General features: G+C 69.5%; 14 protein-coding genes. 8 read left to right on the top strand and 6 right to left on the bottom strand.

The features are described from left to right. Positions 1-77 precede the first annotated feature (77 nt). The 3 genes from DEU37_RS06825 to DEU37_RS06815 are packed head-to-tail and all read left to right on the top strand — an operon-like array spanning position 78 to position 4328. Complete coding sequence (locus DEU37_RS06825; RefSeq protein WP_121189838.1) at positions 78-1211, top strand: acyl-CoA dehydrogenase family protein; 1134 nt, start codon at positions 78-80, stop codon at positions 1209-1211. After that, complete coding sequence (locus tag DEU37_RS06820; protein WP_183043611.1) at positions 1208-2179, top strand: acyl-CoA dehydrogenase family protein; 972 nt, start codon at positions 1208-1210, stop codon at positions 2177-2179. The genes DEU37_RS06825 and DEU37_RS06820 overlap by 4 nt, the downstream gene beginning before the upstream one ends. Positions 2180-2207: 28 nt before the next feature. Next, the gene (locus tag DEU37_RS06815; RefSeq protein WP_183043610.1) at positions 2208-4328 is read left to right on the top strand and encodes an acetate--CoA ligase family protein; all 2121 of its coding nucleotides are present in this window, start codon (positions 2208-2210) and stop codon (positions 4326-4328) included. Between the two features lie 57 nt (positions 4329-4385). Here DEU37_RS06815 and DEU37_RS06810 read toward each other — a convergent pair whose 3' ends face one another. Together DEU37_RS06810 and DEU37_RS06805 are read right to left on the bottom strand one after the other, a co-directional pair. Beyond that, a complete protein-coding gene (locus tag DEU37_RS06810) occupies positions 4386-5201 on the bottom strand; it encodes an enoyl-CoA hydratase/isomerase family protein (RefSeq protein ID WP_121189835.1) in 816 nt (271 codons plus the stop codon). A gap of 48 nt (positions 5202-5249) precedes the next feature. Next, positions 5250-6074 (bottom strand): acyl-CoA thioesterase II, encoded by an 825-nt coding sequence (locus DEU37_RS06805; protein ID WP_183043609.1) that lies wholly within the window; start codon positions 6072-6074, stop codon positions 5250-5252. Positions 6075-6137: 63 nt separating this feature from the next. On the opposite strand from DEU37_RS06805, the gene DEU37_RS06800 reads away from it, so the two are divergent. Together DEU37_RS06800 and DEU37_RS06795 are read left to right on the top strand one after the other, a co-directional pair. Then, entirely contained in the window at positions 6138-7130 is a 993-nt protein-coding gene (locus DEU37_RS06800; protein WP_121189834.1) for an MBL fold metallo-hydrolase, read from the top strand. 157 nt (positions 7131-7287) lie between these two features. Then, positions 7288-8673, top strand: a complete 1386-nt coding sequence (locus DEU37_RS06795; RefSeq protein WP_121189833.1) for an MFS transporter — start codon at positions 7288-7290, stop codon at positions 8671-8673. A 58-nt stretch (positions 8674-8731) separates the two neighbouring features. On the opposite strand, the gene DEU37_RS06790 is transcribed toward DEU37_RS06795, so the two are convergent. The 4 genes from DEU37_RS06790 to DEU37_RS06775 all read right to left on the bottom strand — a co-directional run bounded on the left by DEU37_RS06790 (position 8732) and on the right by DEU37_RS06775 (position 13167). Then, the gene (locus tag DEU37_RS06790; protein ID WP_121189832.1) at positions 8732-9442 is read right to left on the bottom strand and encodes a TetR/AcrR family transcriptional regulator; all 711 of its coding nucleotides are present in this window, start codon (positions 9440-9442) and stop codon (positions 8732-8734) included. 400 nt (positions 9443-9842) lie between these two features. Continuing rightward, a complete protein-coding gene (locus DEU37_RS06785; protein WP_121189831.1) occupies positions 9843-10280 on the bottom strand; it encodes a dehydrogenase in 438 nt (145 codons plus the stop codon). Positions 10281-10328: 48 nt separating this feature from the next. Next, entirely contained in the window at positions 10329-12155 is a 1827-nt protein-coding gene (locus DEU37_RS06780) for a sodium:proton antiporter (protein ID WP_121189830.1), read from the bottom strand. A gap of 7 nt (positions 12156-12162) precedes the next feature. Beyond that, positions 12163-13167, bottom strand: a complete 1005-nt coding sequence (locus tag DEU37_RS06775) for a malate dehydrogenase (protein ID WP_121189829.1) — start codon at positions 13165-13167, stop codon at positions 12163-12165. A 44-nt stretch (positions 13168-13211) separates the two neighbouring features. Here DEU37_RS06775 and DEU37_RS06770 point away from each other — a divergent pair, with 44 nt between their 5' ends. The 3 genes from DEU37_RS06770 (at position 13212) to DEU37_RS06760 (ending at position 16871) form a co-directional block, all read left to right on the top strand. Next, positions 13212-14081 carry a neutral zinc metallopeptidase gene (locus DEU37_RS06770; RefSeq protein WP_121189828.1) on the top strand — a complete coding sequence of 290 codons (870 nt, stop codon included), beginning with the start codon at positions 13212-13214 and terminating at the stop codon, positions 14079-14081. Continuing rightward, positions 14078-15055 (top strand): prolyl aminopeptidase, encoded by a 978-nt coding sequence (pip, locus tag DEU37_RS06765; RefSeq protein ID WP_121189827.1) that lies wholly within the window; start codon positions 14078-14080, stop codon positions 15053-15055. Before DEU37_RS06770 ends, pip begins: the two co-directional genes overlap by 4 nt. Positions 15056-15269: 214 nt before the next feature. Then, complete coding sequence (locus DEU37_RS06760) at positions 15270-16871, top strand: DEAD/DEAH box helicase (protein ID WP_121189826.1); 1602 nt, start codon at positions 15270-15272, stop codon at positions 16869-16871. Positions 16872-16884 lie beyond the last annotated feature (13 nt).

Here is a 16884-nt window from a genome sequence, read left to right as displayed (position 1 = left end):
TAATGCTTACGGGATATGATTAAATAGCATGACCTCGAAGCAGGCGTCAGAGAAGACGCCGACGACTGGAGAAGACGATGAAGTTGATTCCCGATGCGGACTTCGCGCGCTTCCGTGAGGAGGCGCGCACCTGGTTGGAGGAGAACGTCCCTCGCGAGCCGCGCCCTTCGGGGGGCGAGGCGCTCAAGGAGTTCGACCAGGAGTGGCAGCGACGACAGTTCGCCGGAGGGTGGGCGGGCATCGACTGGGACGTCGAGTACGGCGGTCGTGGCCTCTCGCTCCTGGAGCAGGTCGTCTGGTACGAAGAGCTCGTGCGGGCCGGTGCACCCCGCGAGTCGGTCTTCGCGGTCGCCTTCGGGCACGCCGGGCCGACGCTGATCATGCGGGGCAGCGAGCAGCAGAAGGAGTTCTACCTTCCGCAGATCCTCCGTGGCGAGACGCCGTGGAGCCAGGGCTTCTCGGAGCCGGGTTCCGGCTCCGATCTGGCCTCGCTCTCCACGCGGGCCGTCGTCGACGGCGACGAACTCGTGGTCACCGGGTCCAAGATCTGGACGAGTTACGGCGAATACGGCGACTATGGCGAGGTGCTGGTGCGCACCAATCCGGAGGCGCAGAAGCACAAGGGCATCACGTGGCTGATCATGCCGATGCACCTGCCGGGGATCGACATCCGGCCGATCCGGTCGATCGACGGCTTCCCGCACAACTGCGAGGTGTTCTACGACGAGGTGCGTGTTCCCCTCGCCAACGTGGTGGATCGGGTGGACAACGGCTGGTCCGTTGCGATGTCCACTCTGTCCGCCGAGCGGGGGCCGGGATTCCTCGATCACCGTCTCTCCTACATCCGCGCCGTCGATGATCTCATCGAGCTGGCGCGCGACAACGGGCGGCTCCGAGACCCCGCCATCGCCGATCGGCTCGCGCAAGCGCGTGCCGCGACCGCCGCGCTGCGGTCGATGGCCTACTACCAGGTGACATCGACCACGAAGGGAGCGCAGCCGGGGCCGGAGACGACCGCCATCCGCACCTTCTTCGTGCAGGTGCAGCAGGAGGTCGCCCGCCTGGCGCTCGACATCGTCGACACCGCCGTCCTGGAATGGTCGCACACCACCCGCGAGTGGCTCGCGGACTTCAGTGCGACGATCGCCGGCGGCACGATCGACATCCAACGAAACGTCATCGGCGAACGAGTGATGGGACTGCCGCGATGATCACCCTGGTACCTGACGAAGAACAGCGCGAGATCGCGAAGTCCGTCTCCGACTTCCTGGAGAAGTCGGTGACGATCGCGACGGTGCGTGAGCAATCGCTGACGCCCGACGGCGTGAGCGAGGACTTGTGGGCGAGCTATGCCGACCTCGGCTGGCTGGCCCTCGGTGTGCCGGAGGAGGTGGGAGGGGTCGGACTCGGTGTCGCCGAGGAGATGCTCCTGTTCGTCGAACTCGGCCGTCGCCTGGCGCCGGGGCCGCTGCGCACGACCATCATGGCCGCGCGCATCGCCGCCGCGGCCGGGCGGGAGGACCTCGTCGCGGAGCTCGTGTCGGGGGAGCGCCGCGCCGGTATCGCCGTGGGTGACCTCGTCGTCGACGCTCGGCCCGGAGATCTCCTGGTCGTCCTGACCGAGACGACCGGCTCCCTCGTCGAGGTGGCCGCGACCGAACCGGTCGACGGCGTCGACCCGACCACGCGCGTCGCGCGTGCGACGCGAGGCGCGACCGCCGTAGACGTGGACGGGCCGTTCCTGACCGTCGCCCGCATCCACGCGGCCGCCGAGTTGCTCGGCGTCATCGAGGCGGTGCGCGACATGTCCGCGTTCTATGCGCAGACTCGGCAGCAGTTCGGTGTGCCCATCGGGACGTTCCAGGCTGTGAAGCACCGCTGCGCCGACATGGCGGTCGCCGCCTACGCCGTGCGCTCGCAGGTCGCGTTCGCCGCCGTGAAGTTCGACGCCGGTGAGCCGGACGCGTCGTTCCAGGCCGCGTCCGCCTACGCGCTCGCCGCTCGCCACGCACAGAAGTCCACCGCCGACAACATCCAGAATCACGGCGGCATCGGGTTCACCTGGGAGCAGGACAGCCACCTGTTCCTCAAGCGTGCCCACCTCCTCAGCCGGCTGCTCGGCGTTCTCCGCGACACCTACGAGGTGGTCCTGGAGCCCCCGCGCAACGACTTCATCTGACTCCCCGCTTTCGACGAAAGGGACAGCGTTGTCCGACGGAAACATCTCCGAACAGCCGCGCACCGGCTATCTCGACCTGAACCGGATCGCGCATCCGCGGACGGTCGCGGTGGTCGGTGTGAGCGATACGTCCGCCTACGCGGCGGGCGTTCGAGCCACCCTGGCCGAGTCCTCGGCAGAACTCTTCTTCGTGCACCCCAAGGTTGACCAGGCGTTCGGCCGGCCGGTGTACCGCAGTCTGCGGGAGATCGATGCGCCCATCGATGTCGTTTTCAGCGCGACGTCCGCGAAGCCGTTGGTGCAGACGGCGATCGAGGGCGCCGAGCTGGGCATCGGCGGCATCGCGACGCTCGCCGCCGGATTCGCCGAGATCGGCGGAGAGGGGATCGAGCTCAGCCGGCAGCTGGTGGACGCCGCTCGCGCGGGAGGCTTCCCGATCGTCGGTCCGAACGGCGTCGGCATGATCAACGTCAACGAAGGCAACTGGCTGACGATGCTGCCCCGATGGCCCGCACGCGCCGGGGGGATCTCGGCGGTCACGCACAGCGGCGGCACCATCGAGGCTCTCGGCGGAGCGGCCGCACGCCCCGGCGGGCCGGGGTTCAACCTCATGTTCTCGGCCGGGAACGAGCCGGTCACCGACATGGCGGACTACACACGGTTCCTCGCGGAGGATCCGCTCACGAGGGTCATCGTGCTGGTCGTGGAGAAGATCCGCCGGCCCGAGGAGTTCTTCGGCGCCGCAGCGCTCGCGCGGGAGAATGGGAAGGCGATCATCGCCGTCAAGCTCGGACGCAGTGCCCGCGCCCAGCGCCTGGCCGCCTCCCACACGGGGGCGATCGTGGGCGACACGTGGACGTACGACGTCGCCTTCCGTCAGGCCGGCATCCAGCTGGCCGGTGACATCGACGAGGCGATCGATCGGGCGCAGCTGCTGGAGCGCGTTCCCCCGCAGAGGTGGATTCCGGTCAAGGGGGTCACCGTGCTGACTGCGACGGGCGGGTTCGCCCAGATGGCGGCCGACCTCGCCGAAGTCGAGCATGTCGACATGCCGGAGCTCACGCAGCTCGAGCCCTTCGTGAAGGAGAACATCCCCGGGGGTGACGCGGCGAATCCGCTGGACACGACCGTCTTCGGGCTCATGCAACCGGGCCTGTGGGAGGCGATCCTGCGCACCTACTCCGCAGAGGATGACGTAGACGCGCTCGTCTATCCCAGCCAGTTCGCGGACTGGGACGAGTACGCCGGGCCCCCGTCCGTGCGCGTCCTCGCGGATGTCGCCGCCACCTCGGACAAATTGTTCGTCGTCGCTCCCGTCGCCGGACGTCCGGGTGCGTGGCTCGAGGCCTTCGAGAGCGACAACCTCGTGGTCACGAACGGGCCGCGCGGATTCATGCGAGGGCTCCACACCATGGGCGCGGTCGCGCGAACCCGCCGTGACGCTCGTGTCGCTGCCGCATCCGCGGTCGCGCCGAGTGCTGCGCCGGCGGGCACCCGGCTGTCCGTCGTCGAGGGGACCATGCTGGGGTTCGACGCGACGATGCGGATGCTGACGCAGGCGGGAATCGCGGTCGCGCCGTACCTGGTCGTGGAGAGCGCGGCCGAGGCCGATCCGTCGTTCGACGGTCCGTATGTGGTCAAGCTCGCGGACGTGGCGCACCGGACGGAGCACGATGCGGTGCGGGTGCGAGTGCCCCGCGAGGGGATCGGCGACGCCATCGCGGATCTGCAGCGGATCGCCGCCGCGGACGGTCTCCCGCCGACGATAGCCATCCAGGCGATGGTGGACGGGCACGGCGAGGCGTTCATCGGCATCACCGGCCGTTCCGAGCTGGGCCCCGTCGTCGTCTTCGGGCTGGGCGGCGTCTTCGTCGAGGTATTCAAACGGGTGGGCGGACGCATGGCACCGTTCACCGAGCAGGACGCGCGGGAGTTGCTCGCCGAGTTCGATGATCTCGGGGTGTTGGACGGTCATCGGGGCAAAGCGGCCTGGGATCAGGATGCCATCGTCGCGACGCTGATGTCCGCGAGCGCTCTGGCGGCCTCGGGCCGTGAGTGGATCGATTCGATCGACATCAACCCGCTCATCATCACGCCGGATGGCCCGGTGGCCGTCGACGGCCTGGCCCTGCTGCACGAGGAGGAATGACCCGAGAGAAGGGGTGGGTGGCCGCGAGCGTGCGGCCACCCACCCCTTCTCGTGCGTTCACCTCATGGTCCACCGGGGCGCGCGCTTCTCGGCGAAGGCCCGCGGACCCTCGCGCATGTCGTCCGTCTGGGCGATCGCGCGGGTGTACATGTCGGAGAGTTGCCACTGCGCGTCCACGGGGAGGTCGCGTCCACCGCGAACGATGCGCTTGATGAACTGCACCGCCAGAGGCGCGCACGCGAGGATCTCCTCCGCGATCGCCGTCGCACGGTCGAACAATGCCTCACGATCGGGCAGCAGCTCCTGCACCAGGCCGATCTGGTGCGCTCGCTCGGCCGTGATCGGGGTGCCGGTGAGTTGCATCCGGAGTGCCTCGCCGAGCGGGATCATGCGCGACAGGTTGATCAACCCCGGTCCGGCGAGCAGGCTCCGGCGCGGCTCGGGCAGGCCGAAACTGGAAGACGTCGTGGCGAGGCGGATGTCGCTGTACAACGCGAGTTCGAACCCGCCCGCCAGACAGTAGCCGTCGATCGCGGCGATCACGGGCTTGGGCGTGCGGTCGATGCCGATGAAGCCCGGGATGTCCCGCCGCACGGCCGTCTCCGGGTCGGGTGTCCACGGGCTCGTGGTCGTGTCCGCCGTTGCCGCGGTCTGCGACATCTCCTTCAGGTCCGCCCCCGCCGAGAAGGCGCGCCCTCCTGCGCCGGTCAGGATGGCGACCAGAGCGTCGTCGTCCCGGGTGAACTCGCCCATCGCCTCGTCGAGTTCGTGCCGCAGGCGCACACTCAGCGCGTTCATGGCCTCCGGTCGGTCGAGGGTGATCGTGACGACGCGCCTCGATTTCTCGTAGCGGAGTATGTCGGAACCGGGCATGGGAGCCTCCTATATCGTCGTTGATACCGAAAGCATAACCATATCGATCTACGCCGGTTCGCGCCTACGCATGAGGCCCTCCTGAACACTCGACGCTACGAGCGTGCCGTCGAGCGTGTAGAAGTGCCCGTACGCGAGGCCACGACTGCCCGAGGTGCGCGGGCTCTCGTGGATGTACAGCAGCCAGTCGTCTACGCGGGCGGGGACGTGCCACCATAGCGCGTGGTCCAGGCTCGTGGCCATGACGCCGTCGCCGAGGAGGCCGTGCCGCAGGAGCGCGGGGAGGAAGAGCTCGAAGTCGCTCAGATAGGCGAGAGCGGCGGCGTGGAAGAGCGGATCGTCCGAGGTCGGAGAAGTGGCGCGCAGCCAGACGCCGCGGCGCGCCGTGTCCGGATCGGAGAGCAGGTCGGCAGGGATGCGTCGGATGTCGAACGAGGACTCCAGCCCGGATCGATACGTGCTCCCGTGCGCGGGATCCAGGCTCTCGGGCGCCGGGACTCGCGGGGGAGCGTCACGCTGATGCGAGGCGCCGGTCTCGGGGGCGTGGAACGAGACGCTCGCGTGCAGAATCGGGTCGTCCGTGCTCTGGAATGCCTCGACCCGCCTGTTCGCGAAGGAGCGGCCGTCCCGCACGTCCTCGACGACGTAGTCCACGGAGCGATCGAAGCGTCCCGGTGTCAGGAAGTAGGCGTGCATCGAGTGCGGCTGCTTGTTCGACACCGTTCGTCCGGCGGCCGCGACGGCCTGCCCGAGGAGCTGGCCGCCGTACAGCCACCCGGCGTCGCGCCCCTGGGAAACGCCCGAGGTGCGGAACGGATCCGCCGAGGGCGAGAGCGCGAGCAACGTCTCGATATCGACATCGTTACCGTTCATATTTCCGTATGTTAGCAGGGGCCTCCTTAGAGCACCGGATGCCCCGGGTGGCGAGGAGGCGACGTGGACGTTCTCAGTGCGCAGGAGTATTCGGCCTACCGAGCCGGAGTCGTGCCGCAGTCGGAGGAATTCGCGGCGGGGTTGTGGTCCGTCCCGGTGCCCATGCCGTACGGATCCCTGCGGTATTCGCTCAGCGTCGTGCATCTGGGGGGACGAGGTGCCGTCACGATCGTCGACCCCGGGTGGGCGAGCGAAGGGGCGCTGGAACGGTGGGATGCGTTCCTGCGTGGTCGGGGGCTCTCTCTTTCGGATGTTCGATCGGTCGTGGTGACGCACGGCCACCCCGACCACGCCGGTCTTGCGGTCGATCTGCGGGATGCGGTGGGCGCGCAGCTGGCGTGGAGCCGGCGCGAGCAGGAGTCGATGGTCGCGCCGCAGCGCGGTGTCGCCGAGCGTGCGCGCGGTTGGGGGCTTCCGCCCGCCGAACTGAACGCCGTGCTCTCGTCCATGTCCCGGGCGCCCGAACCGGGCGTTCCGGCGCGGGCGGACCGCGTGCTCAAGGACGGCGATCTCGTCGCCATCGGCCCGTACGAGTTCCGTGCGCTGGCGACGCCCGGGCACACGCCGGGCCATCTGTGCTTCGTGGAGTCGACTCATCGACTGCTGCTCTCGGGGGATCACATTCTCCCCACGGTGTTCCCGGGCATCGGGCTCGCTCCCGATCCCGGAGAGGACCCCGTGCAGGACTTCCTCGTCTCGCTGAATGCCATGAGCGAGTACGACACGTTCGACGTCGTCCCCGGTCACGGCTACCGATTCCGCGGATTGCGCGAGCGCCGGCTGCAGACCGACCGTCATGTTCGTCGCAGGGCGAGAGAGGTCGCGGACGTGTTGCGGCGCGAGGGTGCCCTCACTGCGTGGGAGCTGGCGCCGCGACTCACCTGGTCGGCGGGGTGGGAGAACCTCCGCGTGAGTGTGAACCTTCCGTCCGCCCTGATGCAGGTCGAGTTGTTCGTCCGACACGCCGCCCGAACTCGCCCCGGAGCGGGGGAGTAGTCCGAAGAATCAAAGTCGGGATTGCATACCGAATTAAGTACGGTAAAGTGAACCATCGTCTCACCCGACGCCGCTCCAGACCCGGTCAGCCCAAGCGGCTGAGCGACAACCTCGTTCCTTGGTCCCGCACATCGACGTGCGAAATAGAAGGTGGAAGATGGCAACGACGCCTCCGCTCGAAACCGACCTCGTATCCCGGCGAACTGCGACGCGCATCGCATTCGCGGGCTTCTTCGGCACGGTCATCGAGTATTTCGAGTTCCTCTCCTACGGCTATCTGGCCGTAATCATCGCGCCCCTGTTCTTCCCCGCGGAGAACAAGTCGCTCAGCATCCTGTCCGCATTCCTGGTCTTCGCCACGGGCTATTTCGTCCGACCGCTCGGCGGCCTCTTCTTCGGACGTCTCGGCGATAAGCGCGGTCGCCGGACCGCGCTGATGGTGACCGTCCTCGTGATGGGTCTGTCCTCCGTCGCGCTCGGTCTTCTTCCGACCTACGCGGCGGTGGGCGTCCTCGCGCCGATCCTGCTCATCGTGGTGCGCCTCGTGCAGGGCTTCTCGGCCGGCGGCGAGATCATCGGGTCGGTCACGTACCTGGCCGAGGCGGCCCCGAAGAAGTACTCGGGTCTCTTCAGCGCCATCACGCCCGCCGGTTCCACCGTCGGGGTGGGGCTCGCGGCGCTCACCGCGGCGATCGTCACCAGCACGACGAGTCCGCAACAGATGACCGAGTGGGGATGGCGCATTCCGTTCCTGCTCTGCCTACCCCTCATGGTCGTGACGATCCTCATCCGTCTCAAGCTCGAGGACTCGCCCGAGTTCAAACTTCTCGTGGAGAATTCCGCGATCGAGAAGACCCCGATCCGCACGGTCCTGCGCTCCTACAAGAAGCAGGTGCTTCAGGTGCTCGCAGTGGCGATGGTGATCAACATCGTCGGCGGTGTCGGCTCCACCTACATCACGACGGCGCTGATCGCGAACGCGGGATTCCCCGCCGGACAGGTGTACTTCGTGACGGCGGGCGCAGCGATCGTTTCCTTCGCCGCGATGATCGGCTCGGGGGTACTGAGTCAGCGCATCGGTCGACGGCGAACGCTTCTCGCATCCCTGATCCTTCTGGGGATCTACGCGGTTCCCGCCTTCATCATCCTGCGGGACACCAAGAGCATCCTGGTCGTGCTCATCGCGCTGGCGATCTGGAACCTCTTCGCCAACGCACAGAGCCCGCCGTCCTTCGGCACCTTCGCCGCCATCTTCCCACCGGCCATCCGCTACACCGGTGCCGCCCTGGGCTTCAACATCGGCGTGGTGCTCGGTGGCGGTCTGTCACCCTACTTCTCGCAGCTGATGCTGACGACGACTGGCGATCAGGCATCACCGGCATACCTCGTCGCGGCAGCGTGCGTCGTCGGTGTCGTCGTGGTACTGACGCTGCCGAAGGGGACGAAGGCGGAGGACGAAGCCGCCACCGTGGCGCTCCTGCAGGAGACTGCTGCCTCTCCCGCGAACAACGAGGCGATGAGAAGGCAACTCGACACCCCGTGAGCGAGGTCGCCGACCGGACTCGGGGTGCCGTTCCTTCGGGGCGGCGCCCCGAGCCGTATCAGGCCGACGTTGCGAGTCGGTGCAGAAGGGCTTCCGCACCGTCTCCCAGCATGGCCATGCCGGCACTGAGCGACTCTTCGCCCGACATGTCGAGGAGGATGTCGTCCTCGGTGATGAGCTCGCTCATGAGCGGCATGCCCTCGGGAGCGAGCAGGCTCAACTGCGCGGGGCCTTCGGGTGGGGTCTTGTTCACATCGCGGTGGTACTCGGTGAGGATGAACCCGCGGATGTACAGGGAGTAGGACGATATGACCTGCCATGCGGCGGCGCGAGTGAACCCGGCCTCTACGAGGAACCCGAGGATGGATTCGATGCGCTCGAAGGCGGCGATCGTCGCGCGGCGGCCGTAGGTGTTCAGCCGGATGATGAGCAGCTCGGTGAGCAGGTTGTGGTCGCGATGGAGTTCCCGCTGGGCGAGGGTGTATTCCTCCATGAACTGACGCCACATCTGCGGGTCGCGTCCGTCGGGCCGCGGCAACTCCTGCTGCATCTGGCTCATCGCCCGGGCGCTCATCTGTCGCAACAGTTCGTCCTTGCTACGGAAGTACCAGTAGATGCTCGTCACTCCGACGTCGAGCTGCGCGGCCAGGTCCGGCATCGACAACCCGTCGAGACCCTTTTCGGCGGCGATCTCGAAGGCCCCGTCGAGGATCTTCTCGGGCTCGACGGAGCCTCGCGCGCGTCGCTTTCTCGGTGCGGTTGCAGCCATGCGGGACCTTTCGCTCGAATTCCCTTCCAACAGTAGGGGTAACGGTAGCCTCAGGCTGCAACGCAGCCGGTCGCGTCCTGATACATGGTGTATCGCTGATTGTGGGTTCCGTGATGTTCGGGGTTGGGCAGTGACGGCTCGGAGGTCGGGTTGGATCGCCCCTCGGCGGCGGGTTCGCTGACGCGTCGTGCGGCGCGGGGCGCCGAGACCGAGGTGGCGGTGCTGCTCGGCAAGGACGCCGCGGACGAGGCGGATGATGCTGTCGCAATTGGCGAAGATCCCAGCCACGTCGGTGCGGCGGTGGCGCGTGATGTCCCTTTGGCGGTGTTCGTCCGCGTCACTCCGGAGTGGTTGGGCGTCACCAGCGGGACGGCGCGTGAGTCCGGACGCGGCCTGACGCTCAGCTGCGGGAGTGGCCCAGCACCTTCACGATGATGCCGCGGCGGCGCAGCTCGGCGATGGCGTGCGTCTCTTCGTCGACCGTGCGCCCCAGTGCATGCTTGTCGGCCACGACCACGACGTCGCCCGACACCAGCCGGCCGAACAGGCGGGTCAGTCGCTCCGACCAGCTCTCGCCCGTCTCGGGGGCGGGGTGGCGGAAGCCTTCGATCGGCACCCCGAAGTCGGCCAGCGCATCGCGCTGTGCGATCACCGACGGCAGATCGTCGCGCGCGACGACGAGTCCCACGAGGCGTGAGCCGGCGGGACGGGCCGCCCACCAGTCCGTGCCGGACACCACGACCGGCACGGCCGACGTCACGGCGGGCAGGGCGACCGACTCGGCGTAGTCGGCGGGGGCGCGCTGGTCGTTCGGCTGATCGGTGCTCACGGCATCCATTGTGTCCTACCGCGCCGACACGCGAGCCGATCCGCGACGCGATCCGGTTCAGTCGTCGGGGTCGCGTCGCAGCTGGATGCTGAGCTGGTCGGCGTCCAGCTGCGCGAGAGCGTGTCGGAGCGTCGCCGAGGAGTACGACCCCTCGCTGGATACGTCGACGAGACGCTCGCGCATGGCCTCGATCAGAGAGATCCGCAGGTCGATGACACTCGCGGTGCTGATCTCGGGTGCCTCGATCGGCGGGCTGCTCATACGCTCGGCGAGCTTGGAGAGCACCTCGGGCGGAAACGGCTGGCCCGAGGAACCGGCGAGCCCGGGTGTGCGCAGGTGGGCCAGCGCGGCCTCGCGCAGTTCGTCGGCGAGGCGGTCGGCCTCTTCGCTGCTGCTGCCGTCGCCGGTGGCCGACGGAATACGCAGCATGCGGATCACCCACGGCAGGCTCAGCCCCTGCACCATCAGACTCACCAGCGCGACGACGAACGCGATGAGGATCAGCAGCTCGCGGGCGGGTGTCGTCTCCGGATCGAGCGTCTGCGCGGCGGCGAGGGTGACGACGCCCCGCATCCCGGCCCAGACGATGACGACGCCCTCCTTCCAGCCGAGCGGGGATGCCTGGTAGTAGTCCATGTCGTTCAGGACGCGTCCCACGCGGGCGCGCACACCCTCGACCCGGCGCTGGGCGGACGCGGCATCCGGCGTGCGTTGCGCCCATCGCCGCGCGACGCGTCGCGCTGCACGACCGGTCGTGCGCCGGACGAGTCCGCTGCGGCGCGGCGCGGCGTTCGGATTCTCGCCGGGTTGCGGGCGCAGGTCGCGCAGGTTGCCCGTCTCGACGTCGAAGGCGCCCAATCGATCGCTGAACGCTTGCAGTCTGTCGCGCTGCATCCGGCGGGCGCGACGACCGATCAGCGTCACCAGGCCCGACACATACAGCGCCCGCACCGCGAGCACGATCGCCAGGGCGGCGAGGGCGAGGCCGATCCCCACGCCCACACCGCTGTGCTTCTGGACGTTGGCGCTGACGATGTCGCGCAACTCCAACCCCATGATGAGAAAGACCGCGCCCTCCAGCAGCAGCTCGAGCGTGTGCCAGTTCAGCTCGTCCGACACGCGCTGCTCGGGCGTCGACCATCGGGCGGCGCCCTGGCCGGCGGTGATGCCGGCGGCGACCGCTGCGACCAGTCCCGACCCGCCGAGGTGCTCCGTCGGCAGGTAGGCGACGAACGGGACGATGAAGCCGACGGCGGTGTTCGCCACCGGCTCGCCGATCCACCGCCGCACCCGCAGGGTCAGCAGGCCCACTCCGACGCCGATCACGACGGCGACGAGCACGCCCCAGGCGAAGGCGCCGATCGTGCTGCCCAGCGAGAATCCCGCTGCGGATGCCGCGACGGCGCTGCGCAGCAGCACGAGCGCCGTCGCATCGTTGAGCAGGCTCTCACCCTCGAGCATCGTGATGACGCGCGGGGAGATGCCCAGCTTCTTCGCGATGGAGGTGGCCACGGCATCCGTGGGGCTGATGATCGCCCCGAGCGCGACGGCCAGGGCGAAGTTCAGTCCCGGGATCGCGAAGAAGAACAGCGTTCCCAGCGCGAGGGCGCTGATGACGACCAGGATGACGGCGAGCCCGGCGATCGGCAGGGCGTCGCGGCGGAACTCGATCGCCGGCAGGCGCACGGCCGACGCGTACAGCAGCGGGGGCAGGATGCCGACGAGGATCAGCTCCGGGGGCACCGAGAACTCGGGCAGCAGGAGTGAGGCGACGAGCCCGATCGCGACGAGGATGAGCGGGCCGGCGACACCCAGTCGTCGGGCGAGCACCGTCGAGACGCCGATGACCGCGATGCCGGCGATCAGCCACGTGAGGTCGGTCACGGTCGGCTCAGATCACGCCGAGGGCCCGCACCGCGTCGCGCTCGGCGACGAGCTCGGCGACGGAGGCATCCAGGCGTGCGCGGCCGCGGGCGTCGAGGTCGAGCCCCTCGACGACGCGGAAAGCCGTGCCATCGCTCGTGACGGGTGCCGAGGAGTACAGCCCCGCCGGCACGCCGTACTCGCCGTGCGACAGCACCGCCGCCGAGGTCCACCCGTTCGCCGTGCCGTGGACGAGATCGCGGACGTGGGAGATCGCGGCGTTGGCCGCGGAGGCCGCCGAGGACGAGCCGCGCACCGAGATGATCTCCGCCCCGCGCTTGGCGACGCGGGGCACGAAGACGTCGTCGAGCCAGGATGCCGCGGCATCCGCCCCGCCGAGCTTCTCCGCCAGCGCGTCGAGCACCGGACGACCCTCCACGCTCGCGTGGGCGACGTCCGGGAACTGCGTCGCGGAATGGTTGCCCCAGATCGCCACGTCCCGCAGCGAGGCCACCGGTGCCTCCAGCGCCGCGGCGAGCTGGGCGAGGGCGCGATCGTGATCCAGCCGGGTCAGCGCCGCGAAGCGCTCGCCGGGGATGTCGGGGGCGGCCGCCGCGGCGATCAGCGCATTCGTGTTGGCCGGGTTTCCCACCACGACGACGCGGATGTCGGCGGCGGCGACCTCGTTGAGAGCCGCGCCCTGCGGTCCGAAGATGCCCGCATTGGCCGCGAGGAGGTCGGCACGCTCCATGCCGGCGCCGCGGGGCCGCGCACCGACCAGCATCGCGATGTTCGCACCGTCGAAGGCGACGCGCGGGTCGTCGGTGATCTCGACATCGCTGAGCAGCGGCAACGCGCAGTCCTGCAGCTCGAGCGCCGCGCCCTCCGCGCTCTTCAGGCCCTGGGCGATCTCCAGCAGGCGCAGCCGCACCGGGCGGTCGGGCCCCAGCATGTCTCCGGCGGCGATGCGGAACAGCAGCGCGTAGCCGATCTGTCCGCCGGCTCCGGTCACCGTGACGGTCGTGGCATCCATGCCTTGAGCCTACGGCGACGCGTCACGGGACGGTACGGTGAGGCATGACCTTCAACAGCAATGCAGAGCTGGGAGGCACGACCGCACGGCGACGAGGCCGCGGGGGAGGCACCGCAGCCGTCGCCGGCGGCGGTCTCGCCGGGCTCGGCGGCATCGCCGTGCTGCTGCTCATCCTCTTCACCGGCGGCGACGTCACGAGCCTGCTCGGCGGCGCCGGCGGCACCGCGCAGGACTCGGCGATCCAGGGTTGCGACACCGGCGCGGACGCCAACGCGAAGGACGACTGCCGCCTCGTCTTCGGGCAGAAGGCGCTCGACGTGTACTGGTCCACACACGTGCAGGGCTACCGTGCGCCGCAGCTGATCATCGTCGACGGTGCGGCCTCGACCCGCTGCGGCACCGCCTCGAACGCGACGGGTCCGTTCTACTGCCCGCCCGAGGAGACCATCTACGTCGACCCGACGTTCTTCGGCGTGCTGCGCAGCCAGTTCGGCGCGCAGGCCGGCAGCCTCGCCCAGCTGTACGTCCTCGCCCACGAGTACGGTCACCACATCCAGCAGCTGACCGGCATCATGGACCGCTACCCGAACGACGGGACCGGCCCGGCCAGCAACGGGGTGCGCACCGAACTGCAGGCCGACTGCTACGCCGGCGCGTGGATCGCCGACGCGACGGAGGCGAAGGCCGCCAACGGTGTCGCCTACCTCCAGCGGCCCACCGATGCGGAACTTCGCGATGCGCTGGATGCCGCGGCCACCGTCGGCGACGACAACATCCAGGCCCAGTCGGGACGCGTCAACCCCGAGACCTGGACCCACGGCTCGAGCGCCCAGCGGCAGCGCTGGTTCACGGCGGGGTATCAGAACGGGCTCGGAGCCTGTGACACCTTCTCGGTGTCGGGAGGAGAACTGTGAACGGCCCCGCCCACCTGGACGACATCCTCTACCCCGACATCGAGCCGTACGAGAGTGGATACCTGCTGGCCGGCGACGGGCAGCGCGTCTACTGGGAGCAGTCCGGCAACCCCCACGGCAAGCCGGTCGTGTTCCTGCACGGGGGTCCCGGTTCGGGCACCTCCCCGTGGCACCGGCGGTTCTTCGACCCGGAGAAGTACCGGATCGTGCTGTTCGACCAGCGCGGCTGCGGAAAGTCCACGCCCCACATGAGCGCGCCCGACGCCGACCCGCGCTTCAACACCACCTGGCACCTGGTCGCCGACATCGAGCTGCTGCGACGCAACCTCGGCATCGAGACGTGGCAGGTCTTCGGCGGCTCGTGGGGCTCGGCGCTCGCGCTGGCCTACGCCCAATGCCACCCGGAAGCCGTGAGCGAGATCGTCCTGCGCGGCGTCTTCACCCTGCGGCGCCACGAGCTGGAATGGTTCTACGAGGGAGGCGCCGCGGCGATCTTCCCCGACCGGTGGGAGAGCTATCTGGCACCGATCCCCGTCCTGGAGCGCTCGCGACTGATCGAGGCGTACCATCGCCGGCTCACCGACCCGGATCCCGCCGTCCACGAGCCGGCCGCGATCGCGTGGACCACGTGGGAGATGTCGACGCTGACGCTGCATCCCGACCCGGACCTCGTCTCCTCGATGACCGATGCGGCCACCGCGGTCGCGTTCGCGCGCATCGAGAACCACTACTTCATGCACGGCGGGTGGCTGCGCGAAGGACAGCTCATCGACGACGTCGGCGCGATCCGCGGCATCCCGGCGGTCATCGTGCAGGGTCGGTACGACATCTGCACGCCGATCATGACGGCGTGGGACCTGCACCGGGCCTGGCCGGAAGCCGAGTTCGTCGTCGTCGACGACGCGGGACACGCGGCATCCGAGCCCGGCATCGCCCGAGCCCTCCGCGCCGCGACCGACCGCTTCGCGGGCTGAACGCTCCGCGAGTCGACCGCTCCGGGGGAGCGTCGGGGCGCGGACTGATAGGCTGAGGGTACTTGCTGCGCCGAACTGGCGCGCTCGCGTCGTAGAACGCTTCCCTCGCCGCCCGGCTCTGACCGGATGATCGGCTGACATTCTTCGTACGGCGACCCTGTGCGCATCCGCGCAGAGGCCACCGATCCGGGCCCCCGAGCCCAGAAACACCACTATGTCTGACATCACTTTCGGCGCGCTCGGCGTGCCCGCCCCCCTGACCGACGTCCTCGCGAAGGAGGGCAAGACCACCGCCTTCCCCATCCAGGTCGACACCCTGCCCGACACGCTCGCCGGTCGCGACGTGCTCGGCCGCGGAAAGACCGGCTCGGGCAAGACCCTGGCCTTCTCCATCCCGCTGGCCGCCCGCCTCGGCGGCCCGCTCGCCGGCGGCACCCGCCGCTCCGGCCGTGTTCTCGGGCTCGTGCTGGCGCCGACCCGAGAGCTCGCGACGCAGATCAACGCGACCCTCGAGCCCCTGGCGGCCGCGTACGGCATGACGACCACGACGATCTTCGGCGGCGTCAACCAGAACCGCCAGGTCGCCGCGCTCAAGGCCGGCGTCGACATCATCGTCGCGTGCCCCGGCCGTCTCGAAGACCTCATCTCGCAGGGCTTCGTCAAGCTGGATGCCGTGGAGATCACCGTCATCGACGAGGCCGACCACATGGCCGACCTCGGCTTCCTGCCGTCGGTCACGCGCATTCTCGACAAGACCCCGCGCGACGGCCAGCGTCTGCTGTTCAGCGCGACGCTGGACAACGGCGTCGACAAGCTCGTGAAGCGCTTCCTGCAGAACGAGGTTCTCCACTCGGTCGACGAGGCGAACTCGCCCGTCGCCGCGATGACCCACCACGTGTTCCACGTCGGTGGCGTCGAGGAGAAGAAGGAGCTCGTGCGTACGCTCGCCTCGGGTACCGGCCGCCGCATCCTCTTCATGCGCACCAAGCACCACGCCAAGAAGCTCGCGCAGCAGCTGACGTCGCAGGGCATCCCCTCGGTCGACCTGCACGGCAACCTGTCGCAGCCCGCGCGCGACCGCAACCTCGCCGCCTTCAGCTCCGGCGCCGCCAAGGTGCTCGTCGCGACCGACGTCGCGGCGCGCGGTGTGCACGTCGACGACGTCGAACTCGTCATCCACGTCGACCCGCCCATGGAGCACAAGGCGTACCTGCACCGCTCGGGCCGCACCGCCCGCGCCGGCGCCGAGGGCTCGGTCGTCACGCTCGTGCTTCCCGGTCAGGAGAAGGACGTCAAGGACCTCCTTCGCAAGGCGGCGATCACCGCGACCCCCGTGCCCGTGACGCCGACCTCCCCGCAGGTCACCGCGCTCGTCGGCGAGGTCGCCCCCTATGTCGCGCCCGCGCCGACGTCCGAGCAGCCCGGCCGTGGCCAGGGCGGCGGCGGCCGCAGCCAGGGCGCCAACGCGCAGCGTAAGCGCGCCGTGCGCGAGGGCGCCCAGAACGGTCAGGGCGCAAGCCGCGGCGGTCGTGGCGGGCGCGGCGCCGGCCAGGGCGGCCAGGCGGGTCAGGGCGGTCAGGGTCAGCCCCGCGGCGAGCGCGCCGCGCGTGCCACCGCGGAGCGCGCAGCCGCGGGACGCGAGCAGCGTCCCGCCACCCGTGACCACCGCGCGGCCGCGCAGCCCGCGGCATCCGGCAACGCCCGCACCGCCGGGCGTCGCGCCTCGCACGCCGGGGGCACCGGCGCCACCGGCGGCAAGCTCATGGTCGGCTCGGTCGTCCGTGCCAACGGCGGTCAGCGCCGCTCCGGTCGCTGATCACCCGACCGGC

Origin of the sequence: Microbacterium sp. AG790 (genome assembly GCF_003634765.1) — a bacterium.
Lineage (GTDB): Bacteria > Actinomycetota > Actinomycetes > Actinomycetales > Microbacteriaceae > Microbacterium.
This window is presented reverse-complemented; position numbering and strand designations above follow the sequence as displayed.

Coding starts and splice junctions, on each gene's coding strand:
- DEU37_RS06760 (WP_121189826.1), top strand. CDS start 15,270: ATGTCTGACATCACTTTCGGCGCGCTCGGCGTGCCCGCCCCCCTGACC.
- DEU37_RS06795 (WP_121189833.1), top strand. CDS start 7,288: ATGGCAACGACGCCTCCGCTCGAAACCGACCTCGTATCCCGGCGAACT.
- DEU37_RS06775 (WP_121189829.1), bottom strand. CDS start 13,167: ATGGATGCCACGACCGTCACGGTGACCGGAGCCGGCGGACAGATCGGC.
- DEU37_RS06785 (WP_121189831.1), bottom strand. CDS start 10,280: ATGGATGCCGTGAGCACCGATCAGCCGAACGACCAGCGCGCCCCCGCC.
- DEU37_RS06825 (WP_121189838.1), top strand. CDS start 78: ATGAAGTTGATTCCCGATGCGGACTTCGCGCGCTTCCGTGAGGAGGCG.
- DEU37_RS06810 (WP_121189835.1), bottom strand. CDS start 5,201: ATGCCCGGTTCCGACATACTCCGCTACGAGAAATCGAGGCGCGTCGTC.
- DEU37_RS06805 (WP_183043609.1), bottom strand. CDS start 6,074: ATGAACGGTAACGATGTCGATATCGAGACGTTGCTCGCGCTCTCGCCC.
- DEU37_RS06770 (WP_121189828.1), top strand. CDS start 13,212: ATGACCTTCAACAGCAATGCAGAGCTGGGAGGCACGACCGCACGGCGA.
- DEU37_RS06820 (WP_183043611.1), top strand. CDS start 1,208: ATGATCACCCTGGTACCTGACGAAGAACAGCGCGAGATCGCGAAGTCC.
- DEU37_RS06790 (WP_121189832.1), bottom strand. CDS start 9,442: ATGGCTGCAACCGCACCGAGAAAGCGACGCGCGCGAGGCTCCGTCGAG.